Source organism: Kitasatospora sp. NPDC058406 (assembly GCF_042722765.1).
Taxonomy (GTDB): Bacteria; Actinomycetota; Actinomycetes; order Streptomycetales; family Streptomycetaceae; genus Kitasatospora.
The window spans coordinates 1-24557 of record NZ_JBHXKE010000099.1; the positions used below are offsets into that span (position 1 = coordinate 1).

At 75.3% G+C, this 24557-nt stretch carries 21 protein-coding genes; 11 read left to right on the forward strand and 10 right to left on the reverse strand.

Annotated features, from left to right (window positions below):
- Positions 1 to 19: 19 nt before the first annotated feature.
- On the reverse strand, positions 20 to 1978 hold the full coding sequence (locus ACFWOG_RS20550; protein ID WP_380360096.1) for a transketolase: 1959 nt from the start codon (positions 1976 to 1978) through the stop codon (positions 20 to 22).
- A 285-nt stretch (positions 1979 to 2263) separates the two neighbouring features.
- Between ACFWOG_RS20550 and ACFWOG_RS20555 the strand changes: the two genes are divergently transcribed.
- From ACFWOG_RS20555 to ACFWOG_RS20590, 8 genes are all read left to right on the forward strand, one after another.
- Positions 2264 to 3367: a glutamate--cysteine ligase gene (locus ACFWOG_RS20555; protein WP_355404904.1), complete on the forward strand. Its 1104-nt coding sequence runs from the start codon at positions 2264 to 2266 to the stop codon at positions 3365 to 3367.
- A gap of 150 nt (positions 3368 to 3517) precedes the next feature.
- Complete coding sequence (locus tag ACFWOG_RS20560) at positions 3518 to 4792, forward strand: ABC transporter substrate-binding protein (protein WP_380360098.1); 1275 nt, start codon at positions 3518 to 3520, stop codon at positions 4790 to 4792.
- Positions 4789 to 5721, forward strand: a complete 933-nt coding sequence (locus tag ACFWOG_RS20565; protein WP_329881172.1) for a sugar ABC transporter permease — start codon at positions 4789 to 4791, stop codon at positions 5719 to 5721. Before ACFWOG_RS20560 ends, ACFWOG_RS20565 begins: the two co-directional genes overlap by 4 nt.
- Positions 5718 to 6551 (forward strand): carbohydrate ABC transporter permease, encoded by an 834-nt coding sequence (locus ACFWOG_RS20570; protein ID WP_329881174.1) that lies wholly within the window; start codon positions 5718 to 5720, stop codon positions 6549 to 6551. Before ACFWOG_RS20565 ends, ACFWOG_RS20570 begins: the two co-directional genes overlap by 4 nt.
- 9 nt (positions 6552 to 6560) lie before the next feature.
- Complete coding sequence (locus ACFWOG_RS20575) at positions 6561 to 7769, forward strand: ABC transporter ATP-binding protein (RefSeq protein ID WP_380360101.1); 1209 nt, start codon at positions 6561 to 6563, stop codon at positions 7767 to 7769.
- Between the two features lie 90 nt (positions 7770 to 7859).
- Positions 7860 to 8126, forward strand: a complete 267-nt coding sequence (locus tag ACFWOG_RS20580; RefSeq protein WP_329881178.1) for a GlsB/YeaQ/YmgE family stress response membrane protein — start codon at positions 7860 to 7862, stop codon at positions 8124 to 8126.
- Positions 8127 to 8333: 207 nt separating this feature from the next.
- Entirely contained in the window at positions 8334 to 9074 is a 741-nt protein-coding gene (locus ACFWOG_RS20585; RefSeq protein WP_329881179.1) for a polyprenol monophosphomannose synthase, read from the forward strand.
- Between the two features lie 63 nt (positions 9075 to 9137).
- On the forward strand, positions 9138 to 10379 hold the full coding sequence (locus tag ACFWOG_RS20590) for an aromatic acid exporter family protein (RefSeq protein WP_329881180.1): 1242 nt from the start codon (positions 9138 to 9140) through the stop codon (positions 10377 to 10379).
- Between the two features lie 102 nt (positions 10380 to 10481).
- Here the strand turns inward: ACFWOG_RS20590 and ACFWOG_RS20595 are convergent, their stop codons facing one another.
- From ACFWOG_RS20595 to ACFWOG_RS20625, 7 genes are all read right to left on the reverse strand, one after another.
- Complete coding sequence (locus ACFWOG_RS20595; protein WP_329881182.1) at positions 10482 to 10955, reverse strand: VOC family protein; 474 nt, start codon at positions 10953 to 10955, stop codon at positions 10482 to 10484.
- A gap of 159 nt (positions 10956 to 11114) precedes the next feature.
- Positions 11115 to 13136: a phosphocholine-specific phospholipase C gene (locus ACFWOG_RS20600; protein ID WP_380360104.1), complete on the reverse strand. Its 2022-nt coding sequence runs from the start codon at positions 13134 to 13136 to the stop codon at positions 11115 to 11117.
- 14 nt (positions 13137 to 13150) lie between these two features.
- Positions 13151 to 14611, reverse strand: a complete 1461-nt coding sequence (locus tag ACFWOG_RS20605; protein WP_329951822.1) for an endonuclease/exonuclease/phosphatase family protein — start codon at positions 14609 to 14611, stop codon at positions 13151 to 13153.
- Positions 14612 to 14943: 332 nt separating this feature from the next.
- Positions 14944 to 15399, reverse strand: coding sequence for an SRPBCC family protein (locus ACFWOG_RS20610; RefSeq protein WP_329881185.1), 456 nt, complete (start codon positions 15397 to 15399; stop codon positions 14944 to 14946).
- Between the two features lie 204 nt (positions 15400 to 15603).
- Positions 15604 to 16017, reverse strand: coding sequence for an SsgA family sporulation/cell division regulator (locus ACFWOG_RS20615; protein ID WP_329881187.1), 414 nt, complete (start codon positions 16015 to 16017; stop codon positions 15604 to 15606).
- A 122-nt stretch (positions 16018 to 16139) separates the two neighbouring features.
- Positions 16140 to 17471, reverse strand: a complete 1332-nt coding sequence (locus ACFWOG_RS20620; RefSeq protein WP_329951823.1) for a deoxyribodipyrimidine photo-lyase — start codon at positions 17469 to 17471, stop codon at positions 16140 to 16142.
- Between the two features lie 519 nt (positions 17472 to 17990).
- Positions 17991 to 18347: a PRC-barrel domain-containing protein gene (locus tag ACFWOG_RS20625; protein ID WP_329881329.1), complete on the reverse strand. Its 357-nt coding sequence runs from the start codon at positions 18345 to 18347 to the stop codon at positions 17991 to 17993.
- A 345-nt stretch (positions 18348 to 18692) separates the two neighbouring features.
- On the opposite strand from ACFWOG_RS20625, the gene ACFWOG_RS20630 reads away from it, so the two are divergent.
- Complete coding sequence (locus ACFWOG_RS20630; RefSeq protein WP_355404887.1) at positions 18693 to 19523, forward strand: SAM-dependent methyltransferase; 831 nt, start codon at positions 18693 to 18695, stop codon at positions 19521 to 19523.
- 130 nt (positions 19524 to 19653) lie between these two features.
- On the opposite strand, the gene ACFWOG_RS20635 is transcribed toward ACFWOG_RS20630, so the two are convergent.
- The gene (locus ACFWOG_RS20635) at positions 19654 to 20721 is read right to left on the reverse strand and encodes a BadF/BadG/BcrA/BcrD ATPase family protein (protein WP_329951825.1); all 1068 of its coding nucleotides are present in this window, start codon (positions 20719 to 20721) and stop codon (positions 19654 to 19656) included.
- Positions 20714 to 21607: a MurR/RpiR family transcriptional regulator gene (locus ACFWOG_RS20640; protein WP_355404885.1), complete on the reverse strand. Its 894-nt coding sequence runs from the start codon at positions 21605 to 21607 to the stop codon at positions 20714 to 20716. The genes ACFWOG_RS20635 and ACFWOG_RS20640 overlap by 8 nt, the downstream gene beginning before the upstream one ends.
- A gap of 303 nt (positions 21608 to 21910) precedes the next feature.
- Here ACFWOG_RS20640 and ACFWOG_RS20645 point away from each other — a divergent pair, with 303 nt between their 5' ends.
- Complete coding sequence (locus tag ACFWOG_RS20645; RefSeq protein WP_380360108.1) at positions 21911 to 23062, forward strand: hypothetical protein; 1152 nt, start codon at positions 21911 to 21913, stop codon at positions 23060 to 23062.
- Positions 23063 to 23273: 211 nt separating this feature from the next.
- A complete protein-coding gene (locus tag ACFWOG_RS20650; RefSeq protein WP_380360110.1) occupies positions 23274 to 24278 on the forward strand; it encodes an N-acetylmuramic acid 6-phosphate etherase in 1005 nt (334 codons plus the stop codon).
- The last annotated feature ends 279 nt before the right edge of the window (positions 24279 to 24557 follow it).

A 24557-nucleotide genomic window follows, 5' to 3' on the forward strand; every position in this document is an offset into this window, starting at 1 on the left:
CCTGCCGGCTGCCGGCCGGTCAGGCCGTCTGCCTCGCACCGGTCACGTCGAGGGCCGCCGAGGTGATGGCGTCGGCGTCGATGCCGGCTTCGGCGAGGAGTTCGGCGGAGGTGCCCGAGCCGGGCAGGGTGCGGACCGCCAGGTGGGCGACGGCCGGGCCGTGCCGTTCGCCGGCGAGCGCGGTGAGCACCGCCTCGCCGAGGCCGCCCTCGGGGTGGTGGTCCTCGACGACGACCAGGGCCCCGGTCTGCTGGGCGGCGCGCCGTACGGCGGCGGCGTCCAGCGGTTTGACCGAGTAGAGGTCGATCACCCGGGTCGCGACGCCGAGTTCGGCGAGCCGGTCGGCGGCCTTCAGGCACTCGTGGACGGTGACACCGGCGCCGAGCAGGGTCACCCGGTCCCCTTCCCCGCCGCCCCGAAGGTTCTTGGATCCGCCGACGGGAAAGGTCTCGCCCTCGGGATAGAGGACGGGGTGGGCGCCCCTGGTGGCGCGCAGGTAGGAGATCCCGTCCAGGTCGGCCATGGTGGCGGTGAGAGCGGCGGTGCAGGTCGCGTCGGCGGGGTACAGCACCGTGGAGCCCCGGACGGCCCGCATCATCGCGAGGTCCTCCAGCCCCATCTGGGAGGGGCCGTCGGGGCCGATCTCCACCCCGCAGTGGGTCCCGCACAGCGCCAGGTCCACCCGGGAGACGGCCGCCATCCGGACGAAGTCGTGGGCCCGGGTGAGGAACGCGGCGAAGGTGGTGGCGTAGGGCCGGTAGCCGCGGACGGCCATCCCGACGGCGGTGGCCACCATCTGCTGTTCGGCGATGTACGACTGGAAGAAGCGGTCCGGGTGGGCCTCGGCGAAGTCCTCGGTGGTGGTGGAGTTGCCGACCTCGGCGTCCAGGACCACCACCTCCGGGCGGGCGTCGCCGAGCGCGACCAGGGTCCGGCCGTACGCCGCCCGGGTGGCCACCTCGTCGCCGACCTCGAAGACCGGCAGCTCCACCGGGCGGCCGGTGCCGACCGGGGCGGGCGTCGCGCCCGGGGCCGGTGTCCGAGCCTGAGCCGGAATCGGGGCGGGTGCCTGAGCCGGAGTCGGGGCCGGTGCGGCGGGCGGCCTCGGGCCGCGGACCCGCAGGTGGCGGACCCCGCCCAGTTCCTCGACCGCCCGCGCGGCCATGTCCTCGGGGAAGGGCTTGCCGTGCCACCCCTCGGCGTCCTCCACCTCGGCGAAGCCCCGGCCCTTCACCGTGCCGGCGACCACCACGGTCGGCTGCAGGCCGTCGGCGGCGGTCCGCAGCGCCTCGTCCACGGCGGCCGGGTCGTGGCCGTCGACGACCAGGGCGCGGCACCCGAACGCCTCGATCCGCCGGGCGTAGGCGTCCACGTCCCGGCCCAGTGCGGTGGGGCCCGACTGGCCGAGGCGGTTGACGTCGACGATCACGGTGAGGTTGGCGAGCCGGTGGTGCCCTGCCGCGTCCAGGGCCTCCCAGACCGACCCCTCGGCCATCTCGCCGTCCCCGCACAGCACCCAGACGTGGTACGGCCGGTGTTCGAGGTCCCGGCCGGCCAGCGCGATCCCCACCCCGTAGCCGATCCCCTGGCCGAGCGAGCCGGTGGCCACGTCCACCCAGGGCAGCACCGGCGTCGGGTGGCCCTGCAAGCGGGCCCCGGCGCGCCGGTAGGTGGTCAGGAGTTCGTCCTCCGAGATCGCTCCGGCGGCCCGGAGCATCGCGTAGAGCAGGGGCGAGGCGTGCCCCTTGGAGAGGACGAAGTGGTCGTTCCCCGGGTTCGCCGGGTCCTCCCAGTCGTAGCGCAGGTGGCGGGCGGCCAGCACGGCCACCAGGTCGGCGGCGGACAGGGCCGAGGTGGGGTGCCCGGAGCCGGCGGCGGTGCCGGCCCGGACCGCGTCCACCCGGAGCTGCTGGGCGAGTTCGCCGAGGTCGGCCAGGTCGGAGCCGGGGCCGAGCGGGGACGCCTGGGTCGCGTGCATGCGGGAGCTCCTTCGGTCGTTCGGGACGGGACGGGACGGCAGGGGACCGGCCCCGCCGGGACGGCCCTCGCGGCCGGCGGCGAAGTCCTCCGGGAACCGGGCGCCGGCCTCTCGCCTAACCGCTCCCGGCAGCACCAAACGGCTGCCGTCCGGCGGATCCGGGGGCGGACCCACCCCGCCTGCCGGGCGTCCGTCCCGCCCTCCGGCCTCCCGCCGGCCTCCCGCCAGCCCGGGACGCCGCCCGTCCGCGGCGTGGGAACGGCCTGCCGGGGTAGCCGGGAGGCCATGCTGACACTCGGAGTCGAGGAAGAGTACCTACTGATCGACCCGCGGGACGCGACACCCGTCCCCCGCGCCGCCGAGGTCCTGGCCGCCGCCGACCTGGCGCCCGCGCTGCGGCCGGACGAGGCCCAGCACGAGCTGCTCCAGGTGCAGGTGGAGACGGCCACACCGGTCTGCGAGGACCTCGCGGCGGTCTCCCGCCACCTGGTCCGCATCCGCGCCGGACTGAGCGCCGCGGCCGCGCGCAACGGCTGCCGCGTCGTGCCCGTCGGGGCTGCCCCGTTCGGCCATGACGGGCCCGTCCCGGTCACCGACGGTGACCGCTACCGGCGGGCCCGCCGCCAGGCGCCCTCCCTGGTGGACGACCTCATGCTCAACGGCATGCACGTCCACGTCGGCGTCCCCGACCCGGAGGAGCGGCTCGGCGCCCTCGTCCGGCTGCGCCCCTGGCTGCCGGTCGTGGTCGCGATGGCCGCCAACTCGCCGTACTGGCGCGACCGCGACACCCACTTCGCCAGCTGGCGCACGGTCCAGTTCGACCAGTGGGCGGTCAGCGGCCCGCCGCCGCTCTTCCGCGACGCGGCCGACCACCGACGCCGGGTGGACGCGCTGCTCACCGCCGGGGCGATCACCGACGAGGGCCAGGTGTACTGGCACGCCCGCCTCTCCGCCCGCTACCCCACCGTCGAGGTGCGGGCGGCCGACGTCCAGCTGACGGTGGCGGACGCCGAGCTCTTCGCCGGCCTGATCCGCGCCCTGGTGACCTCGGCGGTCCTGGACGAGCGGGCCGGGCGCCCGCGTCCGGAGACGCCCGACGAGCTGGTGCGCGCCGCCACCTGGCACGCCGCGCACGCCGGCCTGCACGGCGCCCTGATCTCCCCGCTGGACGGCGTCGCCCGCCCCACCGCCGCCGTGATCGAGGAGCTGTGGGCCCGGATCGCCCCCGGTCTCGACGCCGCCGGCGACACCGACCGGGTGTCCGACCTGTGGCAGGCGTTCCGGCAGAACGGGAACGGCGCCGACCGCCAGCGCCGCTGGTACCGCGAGGCGGGCCGGACCGGCCTGGCCGAACACCTCGTCGGCTCCACCCTCGTCCCGGCGCCCTGACCGCGGTGTGAGGCCCGGCCCGACGACCGCGCCGGGCCGGGCCTTAGGCCGCGCGGGCGGTCCCCGGGTGTGTCCCGTCGCCGGCTCCGGGCCCCTCCGGCCCGACCGCCTAGCGTGGCCACCCGCAGGCCGCCGACGGGAGGGACCACGATGACCGGAGTCCGCGACCGCACCGCGCTCGTCCTGGTCCTGCTGCTCACCTGGGCGCTCGCCGCCTGCGGCAGCGGCGCCGGGAACGGAACCGGGAACGGCCCGGTCACCCTCGACTGGTACAACTTCCCCGACGACTCGGGCGCGCTCCAGCAGGCCGCCGACTCCTGCGGCAGCGCCTCCGGCGGCCGCTACACGATCCGCTACAACAAGCTGCCGCGCACCGCCGACGGCCAGCGCCAGCAGCTGGTCCGCCGGCTCGCCGCGCACGACAGCGGCGTCGACATCATGGGGCTGGACGTCACCTGGACCGCCGAGTTCGCCGAGGCCGGCTGGGCCCGCGAGTGGACCGGCCCGCTGCGGGAGCGGGCGAGCGAGGACACCCTGGCCGCCGCCCTGCGCACCGCCACCTGGAAGGACCGGCTCTACGCCGTCCCGTACAACTCCAACACCCAACTGCTCTGGTACCGCGACGACCTGGTCCCCAGCGCACCGCGCACCTGGGCCGAACTGCTCGACCGGGCCCGGCAACTGGCCGCCGAGGGCAAGCCCCACTTCGTCGAGACCCAGGGCGCCCAGTACGAGGGTCTGACGGTCTGGTTCAACACCCTGGTCACCAGCGCCGGCGGGTCGATCCTCACCCCGGACGCGTCCGCGCCGTCGCTGGGCGAGCCGGCCGTCGCCGCCGCGCAGGTCATCCGCGACCTGGCCCGCTCCCCCGCCGCCGACCCCTCCCTCGCCAACCAGATGGAGGACCAGAACCGGCTGGCGACGGAGTCCGGGACCGCCGCCTTCGAGCTCAACTACCCCTTCGTCTACCCGTCGATGAAGGCCAACGAGCCCGAACTGTTCCCGCACTTCCGCTGGGCGCCCTACCCCGCCGTCGTCCCGGGACGGCCCGCCACCGTCACCATCGGCGGCATCGACCTGGCCGTCGGCGCCTACTCCCGCCACCCCGACCTGGCCCAGGAGGCCACCCTCTGCCTGCGCAACCGCGACAACCAACTGGCCAACGCGCTCAAGGGCGGTCTGCCGCCCTCCCTGCGCAGCCTGTACACCGCCGCCGAGCTCACCGACAGCTACCCGTTCGCCGCCGACGTCCTGGCGGCCCTGGACACCGCCTCGGTACGGCCGCAGACGCCCGCGTACCAGAACGTCTCGATCGCCGTCGCGCACGCCCTCTCGCCGCCCTCGGCGGTCGACCCGGAACGCACCGTCGCGGCGCTCTCCGGCCAGATCAGGGACGCGCTCGGCTCGAAGGGGCTGATCCCATGACCGCCACCACCGCCCGCCCGCCCCGCCCGGACGCACCGCCGGGCCGGAGGTCGGCCGGCTCCCGCGAGGAGCGCCGGCTCGGCTGGCTGCTGTGCGCCCCCGCCGTGCTGGTGATGACCCTCGTGACGGCCTACCCGGTCGGCTACGCCGTGTACCTCTCGCTCCAGCGCTACGACCTGCGCTTCCCGGACCGGGCCTCGTTCGTCGGGCTCGCCAACTACGGGGCCGTGCTCTCCTCCCCGTACTGGTGGCAGGCCCTGGGGGTGACGGTGCTGATCACCGCCGTCTCGGTCACCGTCGAGCTGGTGCTCGGCCTGGCCCTGGCGCTGGTGATGCACCGGGCGGTGGTCGGCCGGGGCCTGGTGCGCACGGCGGTACTGGTGCCGTACGGCATCGTGACGGTGGTCGCCGCCTACTCCTGGCAGTACGCCTGGACGCCGGGCACCGGCTACCTGGCGGCGCTGCTCCCGGAGGGCAGCGCCCCGCTCACCGAGCACTGGCCGGCGATCGGGCTGATCATCCTGGCCGAGGTGTGGAAGACCACCCCGTTCATGGCGCTCCTGCTGCTGGCCGGGCTGGCGCTGGTGCCCACCGAGACCGTCCGGGCCGCGATGGTCGACGGCGCCGGCTTCGGGCAACGGCTGCGGCTGGTCGTCCTGCCGCTGATGAAGCCCGCCGTCCTGGTGGCCCTGCTGTTCCGCACCCTGGACGCGTTCCGGATCTTCGACAACATCTACGTGCTGACCGGCGGTGCCAACGACACCGGCTCGGTGTCGATCCTCGGATACGACAACCTCTTCACCGCGCTCAACCTGGGGATCGGCTCGGCGATCTCGGTGCTGATCTTCCTCTGCGTGGCGGCGATCGCCCTGGTCTTCGTCAAGGTCTTCGGCGCCGCCGCGCCGGGCGGCGCGACGGAGCGCCGGTGACCGCCCGCCAGGCCCGTGCCCGGACCGGCTGGGGCGTGGTCAACCTGGTGGTGGTGCTGTACGCGCTGTTCCCGGTCTGGTGGATCGCCGCACTGTCGTTCAAGGACCCGGGCACCCTGTCCGACGGCGACTTCGTCCCGCGCAGCTGGACGCTGGAGAACTACCGCGGCATCTTCCGCACCTCGGAGTTCACCCGGGCCCTCGTCAACTCGATCGGCATCGCGGTGATCGCCACCACGCTCGCCCTCGTGCTCGCCACCATGGCGGCCTACGCGGTGGCCCGGCTGCGCTTCCCCGGGAAGCGGCTGCTGATCGGGATGTCCCTGCTGATCGCGATGTTCCCGCCGATCTCCCTGGTCTCGCCGCTCTTCGAGATCGAGCGCGTGCTCGGCCTCTTCGACACCTGGCTCGGGCTGATCATCCCCTACATGACCTTCTCGCTGCCGCTGGCGATCTACACCCTGTCGGCCTTCTTCCGGGAGATCCCGTGGGACCTGGAGAAGGCCGCCAAGGTGGACGGCGCGACACCCGCCCAGGCGTTCCGCCTGGTCATCGCCCCGCTGGCCGCGCCCGGGGTGTTCACCACCGGCATCCTGGTCTTCATCTTCTGCTGGAACGACTTCCTCTTCGCGATCTCGCTGACCTCCACCGACGCGGCCCGGACCGTCCCGGCCGCGATCGCCTTCTTCACCGGCAGTTCCCAGTTCCAGCAGCCGACCGGCTCGATCGCCGCCGCGGCCGTGGTGATCACGGTGCCGATCGTGCTCTTCGTCCTGTTCTTCCAGCGCCGCATCGTGGCCGGCCTCACCGCCGGCGCAGTGAAGGGGTGACCAGAACCCATGGCCGAGATCGTCCTCGACGGCATCACCAAGCGCTACCCGGACGGCTCGGTCGCCGTCCGCGACGTCGACCTGACCGTGGCGGACGGTGAGTTCGTCATCCTGGTCGGCCCCTCGGGCTGCGGGAAGTCCACCACCCTCAACATGATCGCCGGCCTGGAGGACATCACCGGGGGCACCCTGCGGATCGGCGGGCAGGTGGTCAACGACCGCGCGCCCAAGGACCGCGACATCGCGATGGTGTTCCAGAGCTACGCGCTCTACCCGCACATGACCGTCCGCCAGAACATGGGCTTCGCGCTGCGGCTCGCCAGGACCGACAAGGCCGTCGTCGCCGCCAAGGTCGAGGAGGCCGCCCGGATCCTCGACCTCACCGAACACCTCGACCGCCGGCCCGCCCTCCTCTCCGGCGGGCAGCGCCAGCGCGTCGCCATGGGACGGGCGATCGTCCGCGACCCCAAGGCGTTCCTCATGGACGAACCGCTCTCCAACCTGGACGCCAAGCTGCGGGTGCAGATGCGCACCCAGATCTCCCGGCTCCAGCGCCGCCTCGGCACCACCACCGTCTACGTCACCCACGACCAGGTCGAGGCGATGACGCTCGGCGACCGGGTGGTGGTGCTCCGCGCGGGCGTCGTCCAGCAGGTCGGCGCGCCCCAGCGGCTCTACGACGGGCCGGCCAACCTGTTCGTCGCCGGCTTCATCGGCTCGCCCGGGATGAACCTGCTGCACGGACGGCTGGAGGAGGGCGTGCTGCGCACCGCGCTCGGCGACCTGCCGGTGGGCGACCGGCTGCGCCGGGGCCTCACGGCCGCCGACGCGCCGCGCGAAGTGGTGGTCGGCATCCGCCCGGAGCACTTCGAGGACGCCGCACTGCTGGAGCACCCGGTCGGCGGAGCGACCGTCACGGTCGGGGTCGAGGTCGTGGAGTCGGTGGGCTCGGACGTGTTCGTGCACTTCACCGTCGAGGGTGATCCGGTCGTCGGGGGCGGTCTGGAGGAGCTCGGCGCGCAGCAGCGGGAGGCCGGTGCCGGGGCGCCCGGGCGGGAGGTCGTGGCGCGGATCGGCACCGCCACCCGGGCGGCCGAAGGGGCCCCGCTGGAGCTGTGGATCGACACCGAACGGCTCCACGTCTTCGACCCGGCGACCGGAGCCGCGCTGAGCGGGGGCGGCGGCGGTGCGGGCCCGGCGGGCGGGACGGCGGGCTGACGGGATCGAGGGGCGTGACCACGCGGTCGAGGTGCCGGTCCGGGCCGTTCGGGCGATCATGGGGAAACGCGCCTCGAAAGGTGGAATGCGATGTTCCAGCTCCTGTGGATTCTGCTCATCGGCTTCGTGCTGGGGGTGCTGGCCAAACTGATCCTCCGCGGACCGCAGTCGATCCCGTGGTGGCTCACCATGCTGCTCGGCGCGGCCGGCGCCTGGCTGGGCAATGCGATGGCCGGCTGGATCGGCGTCCGCCACACCTCCGGCATCGACTGGATCCGGCACCTCTTGCAGATCGGCTTCGCCGTCGCGCTGGTCGCGATCGTCGCCCCCGCCTGGAGCTCCCGCCGGTCCCGCTAGGCCGGTGACGGTGCGCCGGCCGGTCCGTCCGCGACACCCGCGCGGACTCCGGCCGGCCCTCGGGACGTGCCCGCCCGACCGGTGGCCGGACCCACCGGGACAGCCTACGAACCGCCGCGGATAGACTCGCACGGCCGTAGTACCGGACATCCGTCCGAACCGGTGCCACTGCGCGGCACCGGCCGGAGAGCACGCGAGGGACAGAACATGGTCGAGGCCTCCCCGAAGGTCGTTGTGGTCGTACCCACCTACAACGAACGGGAGAACCTTCCGGTCCTCGCCGGACTGCTCGCCGACCTCGACCTGCCCGACCTCCACCTCCTGGTCGTCGACGACAACTCGCCCGACGGCACCGGCAAGATCGCGGACGAGCTCGCCGCCGGATCCGACGGCCGCGTCCGGGTGCTGCACCGCACCGAGAAGGACGGCCTCGGCCGGGCCTACGTCGCGGGCATGACCCTGGCCCTGGAGCAGGGCGCGGACGTGGTGGTCCAGATGGACGCCGACCTGTCCCACCCGGCGGCCGTCCTCCCGACCATGGTGGAGACCCTGCTGGCCGACGACACGGCCGTGGTGCTCGGCTCCCGGTACGTGCCGGGCGGCTCGACCGCCGCGGAGTGGCCGTGGCACCGCAAGGCGCTCTCCAGCTGGGCCAACTTCTACGTGAACACCATCCTCGGACTGGGCGTGCGGGACGCCACCGCCGGCTTCAAGGCCTGGCGGGCGGAGACCCTGCGGGCGATCGACCTGTCCTCGGTGAACAGCAACGGGTACTCGTTCCAGGTCGAGCTGAACTACCGGGTGGTGCAGCGCGGACTCACCGTCAAGGAGGTGCCGATCCGCTTCGAGGAGCGGGTCAAGGGCGCGTCCAAGATGAGCCTCTCCGTGCAGGTCGAGTCCGCCCTCGCGCCGTGGAAGCTGCTGCGGGACCGGCGCCCCCGCCCCTGAGGGCGCGGGGCGGTCGGACGACCCGGGGTGGTGTGAACCGGCGCTTCGGGGAAGAAGGTCCGCATGTCCCTGCTACCGGACTCCGTCGCCGCCGCGGTCCGCCGCGGCACGCGCGAGCCCTTCGTCGTCCAGACCGTCCGCGCGACCGTCGCCGCCACCCTCTCCTACGTGGTGGCGACCTGGCTGAGCAGCGAGCCCGCCCCGCTGACCGCGCCGCTCACGGCGCTGCTGGTCGTCCAGGTCACCGTCTACTCGACGCTGACGACCAGCATCCGCCGGGTCAACTCGGTGGTGGTCGGGGTGCTGATCGCGATCGGCTTCAGCTCGGTGGTCGGGCTGTCCTGGTGGAGCCTGGGGCTGGTCATCCTCGCCTCGCTGGTCGTCGGGCGGTTCGTCCGGGTGGACGAGTTCGTCCAGGAGGTCGCGATCAGCGCGATGCTGATCCTGGGCGTCACCAAACTCGCCTCCCAGGCCTGGGACCGGGTCCTGGAGACCCTGATCGGCGCGGTCGTCGGACTGCTGTTCAACCTGCTGTTCGCGCCACCGGTGTGGGTCGACACGGCGGGCGAGTCGATCGAGGACCTCGCCCGCCGGGCCCGGCAGCTGCTGCTCGACCTGGCCGAGCAGCTCGACCGCCCCACCCCCGTCGCCCACGCCGCCGAACGGCTGCACGAGGCGCGCCGGCTCGACCAGGCGATCGCCGACGTCGACGCCGCGCTCCGGCAGGCCGAGGACAGCCTGCGGCTCAACCCCCGGATCAGCGAGGGGCTGCTCTCCCGGCTGGTGCTGCGGACCGGCCTGGACACCCTGGAGATCTGCGTGGTGGTGATCCGGGTCCTCGCCCGGTCGCTCACCGACCTCGCCAAGCGGCGCCCGCCCGGCGAGCCGCTGGTCGCCCCGGACGTCGCGGTGGCGCTGGAGGAGCTGCTCGCGCACATCGGCGGCGCGCTGGTGAGCTTCGCCGTCCTGGTCACCACCCAGGTCAGCCGGAACGCCGAGGAGGCCGAGCAGCGGCTGACCGCCGAGCTGACGGCCGCCTGGGCGAGCCGGGAGAACGTGGCCCGGCTGCTGCTCGACCGGGTCCGCGAGCATCCGGAGGCCTGGCAGCTGCACGGCGCACTGCTGGCCGAGGTGGACCGGATCCTCGACGAACTGGACCTGGAGCACCGCAGCCGGCGGCTGATGGAGGAACTGGACCGGGCCTCGGTGGCGAACCGGGAGCGGTTCTCCCGGCTCGCCTGGCTGCGCCGGCTGGTCCGGGGCGAGCGCCTGCGGTCCGGCCGGCTGCGGCGGAAGCGGAGCTGACGGACGGGATGACGGGGCGAGAGGACGGGAGGACGGGCCGTCAGGGAGGTCCGTCCGGGGAAGGGGAGTTCAGGGGCGGGCAGGGGCGGGTGCGCGCCGGGGTCAGCCGCGGGCGGCGTCGAGCAGCTGCTGGATGTCGATCTTCTTCATCTGCAGCATCGCCGCGAAGACCCGGTCGGCCTTGGCCCGGTCCGGATCGTTGACCAGGTCGAGCAGCACGCGCGGGGTGACCTGCCAGTTGAAGCCCCAGCGGTCCTTGAGCCAGCCGCACTGGCTCTCCTGGCCGCCGCCCTCCTGGAGCGCCTCCCAGAGCCGGTCGACCTCCGCCTGGTCGTCGCACTCGATCTGGAGCGAGACCGCCTCGGTGAACGGGAACAACGGGCCGCCGTTGAGGGCGACGAACGGCCGGCCGCCGAGTTCGAAGCTGACGGTCAGGACCCGGCCGGGGACGCCGGGGCCCGGCTCACCGTAGTGGGTGACCCCCGTGATCCGGGAGTCGGGGAGGATCGAGGTGTAGAAGCGGACGGCTTCCTCGGCGGCGTCGTCGTACCAGAGGCACGGAGTGATGTTCTGCATGGAGCCGACGGTAGCGGCGGGCCCCCGGCCGGGCGGCGGTGCCACGGCCGGGGGTCACCGGTTCGGCGCCCCGGTTCGGCGCCCCGGTCGGACGTCCCCGGGCCGGCGCTCCGGGGGCCGGTGGCCACCTGCCGTGGTCACCGGCCGCCCGTCAGGTGCTCAGTGCACCCATCCCGCGTACCGCTGGGTGAACCGCAGTCCGGTGGCCGCGGTGACCACCACGTCGTAACGGCCCTCCTTGTCCAGCGGCCAGGCGAGGTTCGTCTGCTTGCCCGGCTTGACCCGGACGGTCTGCGCGGTGCCGGCGAAGTCGTTCGGCACGGCGGTGAAGCAGACGTCCGTCATGCCGTCGTTGACCAGTTGCAGGGTGAGCCGCCGGGAGCCGGAGAGGTCGGCGGTGACGATCGGCACGCCGACGTCGTTCTGTCCGTCGGGGTGGACCGGCCCGTTCGCCCCGTTCACGCCGGCGGGGCCGTTCACACCGTCCCGGACCACGGTGCCGGCGAAGCGGCGGACGAAGCCGTCGGGGCCGTGGACGGTGAAGTCGTAGCGGCCGTTGGTCGACCCGGCCTCCCACAGGTACGTCGCGGAGGCGCCCGGCGCCACGGTGAACGGCGTGCCGGCGAACGGGTGGACGATGTTCGGGTAGACGGTGTACGGGAACGCGACGGAGCCGTCGTTGGTCATGGTGCAGGTGACCCGGCCGGTCCGCCGGTCGACCTCCACGTCGGCCCAGGGCTGGTACGGCAGGTGGCGGTGCGGCCGGTCGCCGCGCTCCTGGACGGGCATCGACTGGGCACCGGTGGTGGGGAGCTGGACGCCCGGAAGCTTGGTGCCCGCGTCGGCCCGGGCCATCAGGGCCGTGGTGTCCGGGAGTTGCGGTATCGAGTGGTTCGGCGCGGCGAAGTCGAAGCAGCTGGTGAGGTCGCCGCAGACGGCCCGGCGCCAGGCGGAGATGTTGGGTTCGGCGACCCCGGTGACCTGCTCCATGAAGCGCAGGACGGACGTGTGGTCGAAGACCTGGGAGTTGACCCAGCCGCCGCGCGACCAGGGCGAGGCGACCCAGAGCGGGACACGGTTGCCGAGGCCGATGGCGCGGCCCTGGGTGAACTCCTCCGGGGTGCCGGGCTCGGGGGTGGGCGGGACCATGTGGTCGAAGTAGCCGTCGTTCTCGTCGTACATGACGAGGAAGACGGTGTGCTTCCACACCTCCGGGTTGGACATCAGCGACTGCAGCGCCTGGTTCACCCAGTGCGCGCCGTACGCCGGACCGGCCTCGGGGTGCTCGGAGAACAGGTAGGGCGCGACCAGCCAGGAGACGGTCGGCAGGGAGCCGTCCTTGCAGTGGGCGTCGAAGGCGGCCGGGTCGAACTTGGTCATCGCGTTGACGTACCGCGGGTCGTCCTTCGGGAAGGCGTGGAACTGCCGGAAGTACGAAAGTGCGTTGTCGTCGTAATCGCCGGTGCGGTCGTCCTTGCTGGGGTTGTGGTAGACGCGCCACGTCACGCCGGCCTGTTCCAGCCGCTCCGCGTACGTGGTCCAGTCGGCGACGGGGTTGTCGGTGACCGGCGTGTTGTCGATCCAGGGGCCGGTGGTGCCGTCGCGGCCCGGGCCGGCGGTGCCGGTCCACAGGTAGAGGCGGTTGGGGTCGGTCGGACCGGCGAGCGAGGTGAAGTAGGCGTCGCAGAGGGTGAACGCGTCGGCCAGCGCGTACTGGTAGGGGATGTCCTCGCGCGAGAAGTAGCCCATGGTGCGCTCGCCCTTGGCGGCGATCCACTTGTTCATCGCGCCGTTGTTGATCGCCTGGTGGCCGGTGGCCCAGTCGTGCGGCAGACCGCCGGCGTTCTGCGCGTTGTACTTGGAGGTGTCCATCCGGTACGGCAGCATCGCACCGCCGTCGCTGCGGCGCGGGTCGGGCTGGCGGAACACCTCGGCGCCGTCCGGGAACTGCAGCGCCTGCTTGTCGCCGAAGCCGCGCACGCCGTTCAGGGTGCCGAAGTAGTGGTCGAAGCTGCGGTTCTCCTGCATCAGCACGACGACGTGACGGACGTCCTTGATGGTGCCGGTGAGGCGCCCCGGCGCGGGCGCCGCCGTGGCGGAGGTGGTGGGCAGGCCGGTGAGGGCGGCGGCGCCGGCGGCGGCGGTGGCGCCGACGAAGGTACGGCGGGAGAGCTCGGACATCGCGGACTGGCCTCTCAGAGCTGGAAGGTGGCGACGGCAGCGGCGGCGTCGGAGGGCCACTGGTTGGCCGCGAGCGCGGCCGGGTCGGTACCGGTGGCGGGCCAGTCGGCGACCAGGGTGTGCGCCTCGACCAGCTTCAGCGGGCCCCGGTGGAGGACGTAGTCGATCCGGTCCTGCGGCTCGGCCTTCCCGGCGGCGCGCTGCCTGCGGGTCGGCGACCAGGTGACCCCCGCCGCCTTGGCCGGGTCGCGGTACTCCTCCCGGAAGGTGTCGGTCAGGCCGGCGGCCTGGAGCGCCGTGGTGACCGGCCAGGCGACCGGGCCCGCTCCCCCGTGCGCGGCGGCGGTGGCGGCCGTCCAGTCCAGGTGGGAGGGCGAGGCGAGCGCCCCGGCGAGCACCACCGGGACACCGGCGGCGGCGTCGGCCGCGAGCGCGGCGGCCAGTGCCTTCGCCTGCCGCAGGCGGAGCGAGCCGTTCTCGGCGGCGACGACCTGGGCGGCGGTCCGCCCGTCCTGGACGGCGTACGGGCCGTAGTCCGACTCGTCGAGGTGCGCGGCCCAGAACCGGACGGTACGACCGCCGGGGAGTCGGAGGGTGGCACCGGCGGCGGGGAGGTCCGCGGTGGGCGGGGTGACCGCGGTGAGCGGGTAGCGGCTGAGGATCCCGACGCTGCCGGGGCTCTGGTAGGCGTGCCAGCCGAGCGCGTCGGCCAGCGTCCGGGCGGCGCTGCCGGCGGTCTCCTGGAGGCCGAGCACGTCCAGGCCCTGGGCGAGGACGACGCGCAGCTGCTTCTCCACCGCGTCGGTGAAGGCCGCGCCCGCGTCGGCGAGGTTCCAGGAGGCCGTCTTCAACCGGAGCGGACCTGCCGGGTCGGCCACCGGGACCTGCACGGTGACGGTGTCGGTGGCGCCCGCGCCGTCCTTGACGCCGACGACGAGGAGTTCCGGGTCCCGCGCGGGCCGGCCGGCCGGGGCGGTGCCGGTGACCGCGCCGTCGGCGCCGACGGCGAGCCAGGCGGGGCCGCTGATCTTCCGGAACGCCGCGCTGCCGGGCGGGTTCCCGGCCGGCCGGGACCAGAGGCCGCCGAGCCGGACGCTGACGGCGGCGCCGGGCGCGACGGGCGTGGCGGTGAGCGCGTCCACCGCGGCGTGCGGGCGGACCACGGCCGGCTTGGGGCGGAAGGTGAACGGCGCGGTCTGCGCGAGGACGCCGTAGCCGTCCTTCGCCAGCAGGTAGGCCGTGTACGGGCCGCCGGTGAGCGCCGAGGTGTCGAGCTGGACGTCACCGGATCCGGCCGGTGTGTACTTCCAGAGCAGCGAACTTCCGGTGCCGGGCCTGCGGTCGCCGTCGTAGATGCCGACCCAGTTCTTGGCGTCGGGTGCGTCGGTGGTCCAGTGGAAGGTGAGGCGGTCGCCTTCGACGGGGAGGGCGGGACTCGGGGGGATGGCGAGGCTCAGGGTGCTGCCGGTGGCCACGGTTGTCCTGTCCGCCGCTCGGGCCGGCCGGCGGGGGGCGTCGGACCTGGCCCGTCCACGGCTGGTGACGGGGGCTGGGGAGGGTCGACCCACTGACAGTTGGCTGTACAACTGTGGGGCCGGGCCCATTCATCCGAAGGCCGGCGACCGGGACGTGAACGATGCGTGACGGAAGGTCGGGCGGTGCGGGAAATCCAGAGCGGGTTCAGGTGGGCGGGTGGGGATTCGGTGCCGGGGGGTGGGGATTCGGTGGTGCCCCCGGGTGCGGCAGACCCCGTACGGGCAGGGCCGGTTGCGGCGGGTCGTCCCGCCCCGGCCCTCCCCCGGCACCCTCAGGAACGCTGGTGGCGGTCGTGCTCCGCCCCGACGTCCCAGCGGGACTCGACGTGCGCCTTGAAGTCGTGGAGGTCGTCGATCACCCGGCGGTCGACGAAGCCGAGCGCCTCCCCCACCCGTTCGATCAGGCCGTGCGGCTCGACCTCCAGTTGCAGCATGACCCTGGTCGCCTGCTCACCCAGGCGGTGGAACGTCACCACCCCGGACTGCCGCACCTCTCCGGCGACGGCCGCCCAGGCCAACCGCTCGTCGGGCACCAGCTCGGTGGTGCGGGCCTCGAACTCGCGGCGCGCGCCCGCCACGTCCACCACCCAGCGCGTGCGCCCCTCACCGAGCCGGTCGATGCCGACCACGCCCCGCATGAACTGCGGGAACTCCTCCAGCCGCGTCCACTGCTCGTAGGCCGCCGCCAGCGGCACGTCGACCTCGACGGACTGCTCGATCCTGGTCATCGCGGAATCCCTCCTCCGACGGGCCGGCGACCGCAGGGCGGTCGCCGCTCACAAGCCCGTCTGCCCCGGAACCTCCGGGGCATGTCGGCCGGACCGCCGCGGACTTCACCGGATCGGACTTTCCCGGACCGGCCCCTGCGGGACCGGGCGGGACCGGGCGGGATCCGCCACCGCGTCCGCCCCACCACGGCGAGCCCGCCGCGATCAGCCGGGCTCACCGGTCAGTTCGGCCACCGTGTCCGGCCAGTGGGTCAGCAGGTGCTCGGTGCCCGGGGGCACCGCCTGCCAGGTCCGGCGCAGGAAGGCCGTGAGGTCGTCCGCCCCCAGGACCAGGATCGCCCAGCCGTCGTCGCCGTGGAACTCCACGCCCACCGTCCCCGGCTGCCACGGGCGGACGCGCAGGTCCCCGCGGCCCGCCGGGGCGCTCAGCCCCTGGCCGAACAGTTCCCTGGCCGCCGTCCAGCAGAGCCGCCCCTCCGGGTCCAGCGCCGCCTCGGCGCCGAACCCGACCGACATCGCGAAGGGGTCACCGGTGTCGTAGCGCAGCTCCAGCAGGACCCGCCTCAGCTCGGGCCCGATGATGCACGCCTCGACGACGTCCTCGATGATCCGGAACACGGGACCCCTCCTCCCTCGGTTCGCCACCATGGCTTCGCCCGGCTACCCCCGTCCGCCGAGTGAATGCCTACCGCACGGCGATCGGTTCGGCAACGGACGTCCGGCGGACCGGCCCGGGCGCCTCACTCCAGCCCGCGGGCCGAGCGGAGGCGGGTGGAGAGCGCGTCCGGATCGACGACCGGCGCCGGGTAGCCGGCCGGCGGGCGGTCCAGCCGCCAGGGGCGGTGCACGGCCCGCCCCCGGACGTCCGCGAGTTCGGGCACCCAGCGCCGCACGTAGGCACCGTCCGGGTCGAGGCGGTCCGCCTGGGAGAGCGGGTTGAGCACCCGGTTCGGGCGGGTGTCGGTGCCGGTGCCGGCCACCCACTGCCAGTTGAGCTGGTTGTTCGCCAGATCCCCGTCCACCAGCAGCCGCAGGAAGTGGCGGGCGCCGATCCGCCAGTCCCGGTAGAGCGTCTTGGCCAGGAAGGAGGCCGTCACCAGCCGGGCGCGGTTGTGCATCCAGCCCTCGTGCGCGAGCTGCCGCATGCCCGCGTCGACCAGCGGGAAGCCGGTCCGGCCGGTCCGCCAGGCCTCGCACTCCTCGTCGTCCTCCGGGAGCCACCGGTCGCCCCGGTCGCGGTAGTCCCGGTGAGCGGCCTCGGGCCGGGCGGCCAGCACCTGGTGGTGGAAGTCCCGCCAGGCCAGCTGACGGACGAACGCCTCGGCGCCCTCGTGCCCCTGCCGCTCGGCGTCGGCGACCAGCTCGCCGACGGAGAGGCAGCCGAAGTGCAGGTACGGCGAGAGGCGCGAGGTGCCGTCGGCGCCGAGGTCGTCGTGCAGGTCGGCGTAGCGCTCCAGCGGGTACCGCTGCCAGAGCCGCCTCGCGGTCCGCTCGCCCCCGGGCGGCAGGGCGGGCGAGTCCGGCGCGGCGGTGGGGACGGGTTCGCCCGCGATCCCCTCGGGGGTGCGCAGCGCCCGCGGCGCGCGGTGGACGGTCCGGCGCGGGGCCTGCGACCAGGCCCGGAAGTACGGCGTGAAGACGGCGTAGTGGTCCTTGCCCGCCGGGGTCACCGCACCGGGCACGGCCACGGTGAGGGAGCCGTCGTGGACGTGCAGCCGGTCGCCGAGCTGCTCGCGCAGGGCCTGCTCGCGACGGTGGGCGAAGGCGCTCACCCCGGCGGCGACGTGCACCGAGGCGGCGTCCACCTCGGCGGCCAGCCGGGCGGTCGCGGACGCGGACCGTCCCCGGCGCAGGACGAGGCGGCCTCCGAGCGGGCGCAGCGAGGCGTCCAGGTCGGCGAGGCAGCCGGCGAGGAAGGCGGCCCGGTTGGGCGCGGCGAAGCCCACGGCGGAGACGTCCGGGTCGAGGACGAAGAGCGGGACGACCTCGTCGGCCGCGGCGGCGGCGGCGTGCAGGACGGGGTTGTCGTGCAGGCGGAGGTCCTGGGTGAGCAGAGCGATGGCGACGGTCATCAGTGGCGGCCCGGTGGTGGTGGTCTGACGGTGATGGTCTGGCGAGTGGTGGTCCGACGGATGGTGGTCCGACGGGTGGTGGTCGGGAGGTTGCTGTCGGGGGCCGGCTCCGGCAGGCCTCCGGGCAGGTGAGCCTTCCAGTCCGGCGCGCCGAGCGGGGCGCGGCGCGCCGGTGGCTCCCTGAACCGGGATGCGGCGCGCCCGGCGCGGGGCGGCGGGGCGCGGGGCAGCGGGGCGCGGTGGGAACCGGCGGGCACGGACCGGGGGCAGTGGTTCCGCCGTTCGGGTGATACCCGGCGGGCCGGGCCATCCGCCCCGCCGGCTGCCGCGAAGCGGTGGTGTCCGGTCCGGCGCTGTGGGAGGCGCCGGCCGGGCGGCGGGGGCGGGGTGCCGTGTCGAGTCGGTCCCCGCCCCGCCACGGCCCCGGTCCTGACCGGTCGGCGCAGGCCGGTCAGGACCGGGCCGACGTGTGCACCGACGTGTGCACCGACATGTGTACCGGCGCGGGCGTGCTCGGTGTCAGCGGCGGGCGAGACGGCGCTCGCCGCCCGCTCCGGGGGTGTAGGCGAGCCCGTAGTGCGCGAACACGGCCGCCTCGTCCTCGGCGGGCAGGACGTCGTCGACGCCGATCGACGGCGCCTGCTTGACCTGGGCCTTGGGGAACGCCACCCGGAGGTACCCGGGGCCGACGACCGCCCCGTCGAGCGGTACGAAGACCAGCCGCCGCCGGGACACCAGGCCGACCGTGACGGTCGCGAAGAACGGCTGGTCGCTGGCGGTCTCCACGTAGACGGACTCCAGCGCGCCGATCCGGTGGTCCTTCTCGTCCACGACGGCCTGTCCCCGCCACTCCCTGATGTCGGCCGTACCGATCACGGCGAGCATGGCGACCTCCCGTTGCCGCCCGCGTGCGGCGGCCCGTCGACTGGGCTGAGCCCCGGACCCTCCCATCCTGCTCCGGGGCGCCCCGGACCGCCCGCCGGGGACCTGTTCCCCCGGCCGGGAGCAGGCGCGCGGAGGGAGGCCGACCCGGCCCGCTCCGAGCCCCCTCCCCGGCCCCGCTCCGAACGCGTCCCCCGACCGCACAGGAGCCCCGAACGAGGACCAACGCGCCCATTTCTCACAACGGGGGGTGAACCGACCATCCGCCCACCGGGCCCCTCCCGAGCACCTACGCTGTGCGCCGACGGATCGTCAGATCATGGAGGTGCGGAGGCAGTGGTGGGCTACGACAGCATGTGGGAACCGGGCGAGCCCGGTGTCCCCGCCGACCTGCGCCCGGAGATCCCGCACCCGGCCCGGATGTACGACTACTACCTCGGGGGCAAGGACAACTTCCCCTCCGACCGGGCCGCCGCCGAACGGGCCCTCGCGGCCAACCCCGAGTTCAGATCGACCGCGCGCGCCAACCGGGCCTTCCTCACCAGGGCGGTGCGCAGCGTCGCCGCCGCGGGCATCGACCAGTTCCTCGACATCGGCACCGGCATCCCCACCGCCGGCAACACCCACCAGATCGCCCAGGCGGTCGACCCGGGCGCCCGGGTCGTCTACGTGGACAACGACCCGATCGTGCTCGCGCACGCCCGGGCCCTGATGGGCGGCACGGCCGTCGGCCGGACCACGGTGATCCAGGCCGACCTGCGCGAGCCCGAGAAGCTCCTCGACGCCGCCGAGGCCGAGAAGCTGCTCGACTTCGACCGCCCGGTGGGCCTCGTGCTGGCGGCCGTCCTGCACTTCGTGCCGGACCACCAGCGGCCGTACGACGCCGTCCGCACGCTGCTCGACGTCCTGGCCCCCGGCAGCCACCTGGTCCTCTCGCACGGGACGGCGGACTTCATCCCCGCCGCGGTGCGGGACCGGGTCACCGGGGTCTACGACAGGGCCACCGCACCGCTGGTCGGCCGCACCCGCGAGGAGGTGGGGGCGTTCCTCGACGGGCTGGAGGTCCTGGACCCGGGTGTGGTCACCGTGCCGCTCTGGCGGCCGGAGGGCACGCCGGAGGCCGGGGCCGACCGGGTCAGCATGTACGGCGCGGTGGCCCGCAAGGCGTGAGGCCCGGCGGGGCCGGAGGGCCGGACCGTGCGGGCGCCGGGGCGGGATCACTGCCGGTGAGCGGTCAGGTGGTCCGGTCAGACGGTCAGGTCGAGGAGGTCAGGTCAGGCGGTCAGGTCAGGCGGTCAGGTCAGGCGGTCAGGTCGAGGAGGTCCAGCAGCGGCGGGTCCAGTGGCCAGGGCAGCCCGCCGGGCGCGGCGGCAGCCGAGGCCGCGAGCCGGAGGGCGCCGAGCAGGGGCGGGCCGTCGGGCTCCCGGAGGCGGGCGGCGGGGAGCCGGGCGGCCAGCGCGTCGAGGGCCGCCCGGCGGACCGGCCCGAGACGGAAGAGGCCGCCGGTCAGGGCGAGCCGGGGGTCCGTGAGGCCGACGGCGGTGGCGGCGGCGGTCGCGCTCGCGGCGATCTCCTCCCCCGCGCGCCGGACGATCGCACCGGCGACCGGGCAGCCCTCCTCGGCCGCCGCCACCACGTCGGGGGAGAACGCGGCGAGCAGCGCGGCGCGGTCCGGACGCGGCTGGAGCGCCGCCGGGAGACCGGGCGCCGGGCCGTAGCGGCGTTCGGCCGCCGCGAGCAGCGCGGGCGATCCGCCGGTCCGCCCGTCGTACGCGCGCAGGGCCGCCGCCAGGCCCTCGCGGCCCAGCCAGCCGCCGCTGCCGCAGTCCCCGAGCAGCTGGCCCCAGCCGTCGGCGCGCCGCCAGCCGGTCTCCGCGCGGTAGCCGATCGCGACCAGGCCCGTCCCGCCGGCCACGGTCACCCCGGCGCCCGTGCCGAGCGCGCCGACGTGCGCCGCGACCGAGTCCCCGGCCAGCACCAGGCGTTCGGCTCCGGTGGCGCGGGCCAGCGGGCCGGGCAGTCGCGCCGCGAGCGCCCGGCCGAGCAGGGCCATTCCGGTGGCGCCGACGGCGACCGCGCCGATCCCGGCCCCGGGCGGCAGTCCGGCGGCGAGGGAGCCGAGTGCGGGGAGCAGCCGGCCGAGCAGCGCGTCGGCGTCCTGCCCGGCGGCAGCCGCGGACACCCGGGCGGCCCCGGCCACGTCGGCCGTCCGGGCCCCGGCGAGGTCGGCGGGCCACCCGGCGGGGGCGACGGCCACCCGGAGGCCGGACCCGCCGACGTCGACGCCCACCACCCAGGTGTCCTCGGCGCGGCCTGCGGAGGCGGGCCCCCGCCGCCGGGCGGTGGCGGGACTCCCGTGGTCAGGCATGGTGGCGCTGCGGGGTGCGGCCGCGGGTGACGGCCTGGCGGGTGCGGTCGAGGGCGTCGGCGGCGCGGGTGTCGAGGTACTGGGCGAGGCGGACGTAGAGGCAGTCCACGACGGTGAGTTGGGCGGTCCGGCTGACGGTCGCACCGGTGCGGCGGTCGCTCTCCCGGCCGGCGAAGGTGAGGACCCGGGTGGTGGCGGCGGCGAGCGGCGAGCCCGGGTCGCTGGTGAGGGCGACGGTGGTGGCGCCGCGCCGGGCGGCCTCGGTGACCGGGTCGAGGACCTCGGGCGTGCGGCCGGAGTAGGAGATGCCGACGGCGACGTCGGCGGGGGTCAGGTGGGCGGCGCCCATCAGGGCCCGGTGGACGTCGGAGCGGGCGGCACAGACCAGGCCGAGGTGCTGGAGCTTGTACTCGAGGTCGGCGGCGACCACGGCCCCGGCCCCGGCCGCGTACACCTCGATCCGGCGGGCCGAGGCCAGGGCGTCGACCACCGCGTCCAGGGCGTCGAGGTCGAGTTGGGCGGCGGTGTCCTCGGCGGCCCGGGCGCTGAGGCGGGCCACCTTGGCGACCACGGTCCGGGTGTCGTCGGCGGCGGTGACGTCCCCGTCGGCGCCGACCCGGACGGCGAACTCGTCCGCGGCCGCGACCTGGGCGGCGGCGAGGGCGAGCCGAAGATCGGGGTAGCCGCGCAGGCCGAGGGTGCGGCAGAACCGCGTCACCGAGGTGTCCGACACCCGTGCTGCGGCGGCCAGTTGACTGATGCTCAGGGCGGCTGCGGCGGCCGGGTCGGCCAGCACGCGTTCGGCGACCGCGCGTTCCACCGGCGACAGGGAGGGCAGCCTGCCCCGCAGTCGCACGATCAGAGCCTGGGCCGACGTGCGGTCCACGACATCCCTCCCACATCCCGTTGCCCACCGATGTTGCTCTTCCACATTCGAAGAGTTCTGTGCGAGAATCCTCGACATCCCGACGGGTGTCAACCTCGGGTTCGTCCGAAGTGTGCCACCACCGACCCGGGAAGGAGACCGCGCCGTGTCCCGTGCCGCCGTCCTCACCACTCGGGCCCACGTGGACTTCTGCCGCGTCACCACCGCCGCCTGTCCGGCCGTCGCACCGCTTCGCTGACGCCCCGCGCCGCACCGGCCCACCGCCGCCGCGCGCCCACGCACCCGCCCCACCGAGGATCCCCCGTGCCTGCCCCGGCCGTTCCCCCCGCACCCCTGCCCGCCCCACCGTCACCGCCCGCACCGTCACCGGCGCCGTCACCCGCGTCCGAGCCGGCGGCGTCCCCGGCGGACCCGGCACCCCCGCCGCTGCGCGGCGCGTACGTCTTCGACCGCACGCTCGCCGCCGCCGACCCGGACGGCCGGGCGCGCCTGCTCGACGGACTGGCGGCCACCGGCCTCACCACCCTGATCACCAAGGCGGACGCCGCCACGCCCGCCCTGTCCGCCGCCTGCCACGCGGCCGGACTCCGGCTGGTCGGCAGCGTGGCCTGCCTGAGCGACCACGCCGAACCCGCCGAACGCCGCCGACCCGACCTCCGGCCGGTGTCCGGCGACGGACGGCCGTGGCAGCAACGCGAGTGGTACACCGGCCTGGTCCCGACCGACCCGGTCCACGGCGAGCGGCTGGCGGAGCGGTGCGCCGGGGCGGCGGCCGGCGGTCTCCTCGACGGGCTGGTCCTGGACTTCCTGCGCTGGCCGCTGCACTGGGAGCAGGAGTTGCGGGCGGGGGCCCGGCCGCGCGACGCCTCCTACGATCCGACCGCCCTCGCCGACTTCACCCGCCGCACCGGGATCCCCGTCCCGGCCGACCCCGTGGCGGCCCGCACCGTCCTGACCGGCCGCCACCGGGAGCACTGGTTCCGGTACCGGCGGGAGGTCGTCACCGGCCTCGCCCGCACGCTGGTGGCCGCCGCCCGCCACGCCCGGCCCGGGCTGTGGACCGGCCTCTTCCTCGTCCCGGAGGAGGACGGCGCTCGTCGGACGCGGCTGGTCGGCCAGTCGGCCGCGGAGCTGGCACCGCTGGTGGACGCGCTGCTGCCGATGTCGTACCACGCGATCCTGCACCGCCCGCCGGAGTGGGTCGGCGCGGTCGCCCGGGCGGTCCGGGCCGAGGCCGGCGGCTCGCCGGGGACGGCCGTGGTGCCGATGGTGCAGACCACCTCGTCGGCCGCGCTCGCCCGGGGCGCCGACTGGGGTCCGCCGGTCACCACCGCCGGGTTCCGGGCGGCCCTGCACCACGCACTCGACGCCTCCGCGGGCGGGGACCTCTGCCTCTTCCCCGGCGAGGGCCTGGACGGACCGGGGCGGCGCGCGCTCACCGACGCCCTCGCCTGAGCGGCGCCGGCCCGGAACGCCCGGGTCCTCGATCCGACCGCACCTCGCTCCCCGCCCGGCTCCACCCCGCCCCGGGCAGAGCCGCCCCGACGCAGAGCCGCCCCGACCCGGCACGCCCCGGTCGGACCCGTCCCGGTCAGGCGCGTCCCACCTCCCCTCCGTCCGATCCGTCCCCACGTTTCCCCGTCCCCGCACCACCCCGGGAGCACCCGTGCACCACCTGCCGCCCACCGAGGCGCGCAACCCGCGCAGCACCGGCATCGACCGGCTGGACGCGCTGGGCGTCCTGCGGCTGATCAACGCCGAGGACGCCACCGTGCCCACCGCCGTGGCCACCGCGCTGCCCGCCCTGGCCCGCGCCGTGGACGCCGCCGTGGACGCGCTGCGGTCCGGCCGCACCGTGCACTACGTCGGCGCCGGCTCCTCCGGCCGGTACGCCACCCTGGACGCGGCCGAACTGCCGCCCACCTACGGGCTGGAGCCCGGCCGGGTGCGGGTCCACCTGGCAGGCGGCCCGGCCGCGCTCACCAGGGCCGCGGAGGGCGCCGAGGACAGCGAGGAGGCCGGCCGGGCCGCGCTCGCGGAGGCGGCGGCCGGGGACGTCGTGCTCGGCCTCGCCGCCAGCGGCCGGACCCCGTACGTGGCGGGCGCCCTGCACGCGGCCCGCGCCGCCGGCGCGCTCACGGTGCTGGTGAGCGCCGACCCCGAGGCGCCGCTCGCCGACTTCGCCGACCTCCACGTCTGCGTGGAGTCGGGCCCCGAGGTCATCACCGGTTCGACCCGGATGAAGGCGGGCACCGCACAGAAGCTCGTCCTGCACGGCTTCTCGACGGCGGTGATGGTCCGTCTCGGCCGCACCTGGTCCAACCTGATGACGGACGTCGCCGCGGGGAACCGGAAGCTCGCCGCACGGAAGCTCACGCTCCTGGCCCAGGCCTCCGGCGCCGGGCCGGAGGCCTGCCGGTCCGCACTGGCCGCCACCGACGGCGAACTGAAGCCCGCCCTCGTGGTGCTGCTCGCCGACGCGGCCCCCGCCGCCGCCCGGGCCGCGCTGGCGGCGGCCGGCGGAACGGTACGGGGCGCGCTGGACGCGCTCCGCCCGGCGCCCGCCCGATGTCCCGGGGACCTCGCCGGCCCGCCGCTCGACCCGCCCGCGGCGCCGGTGCCGCCCGTACCGCTGCCCTCGCCGTCCCCGCCGCCTGCCGCCCGCCCGTGACCACGGGCACCCGGCCGGGGCCCGTCCCACCGAAGGAGCGATCCCCATGCCGGCGCCGACACCCCGCCGCCGACCGCTGCTCCCGCGCGCCGCGACCCTGATCGCCTCCACCCCGCTCGTCCTCACCGCCCAACCGCCGGCCCACGCCGCCCCCGCCGCCCCCGTCTCGCCCGCCTTCCCCGCCGACGGCGGCGCCGCCCGCGGCACCCGGTACGGCTACTCGGTCCGGGACCACCAGGCTTCGCGGCCTGAACCCGCGCCAACCCATCGCACTGACAG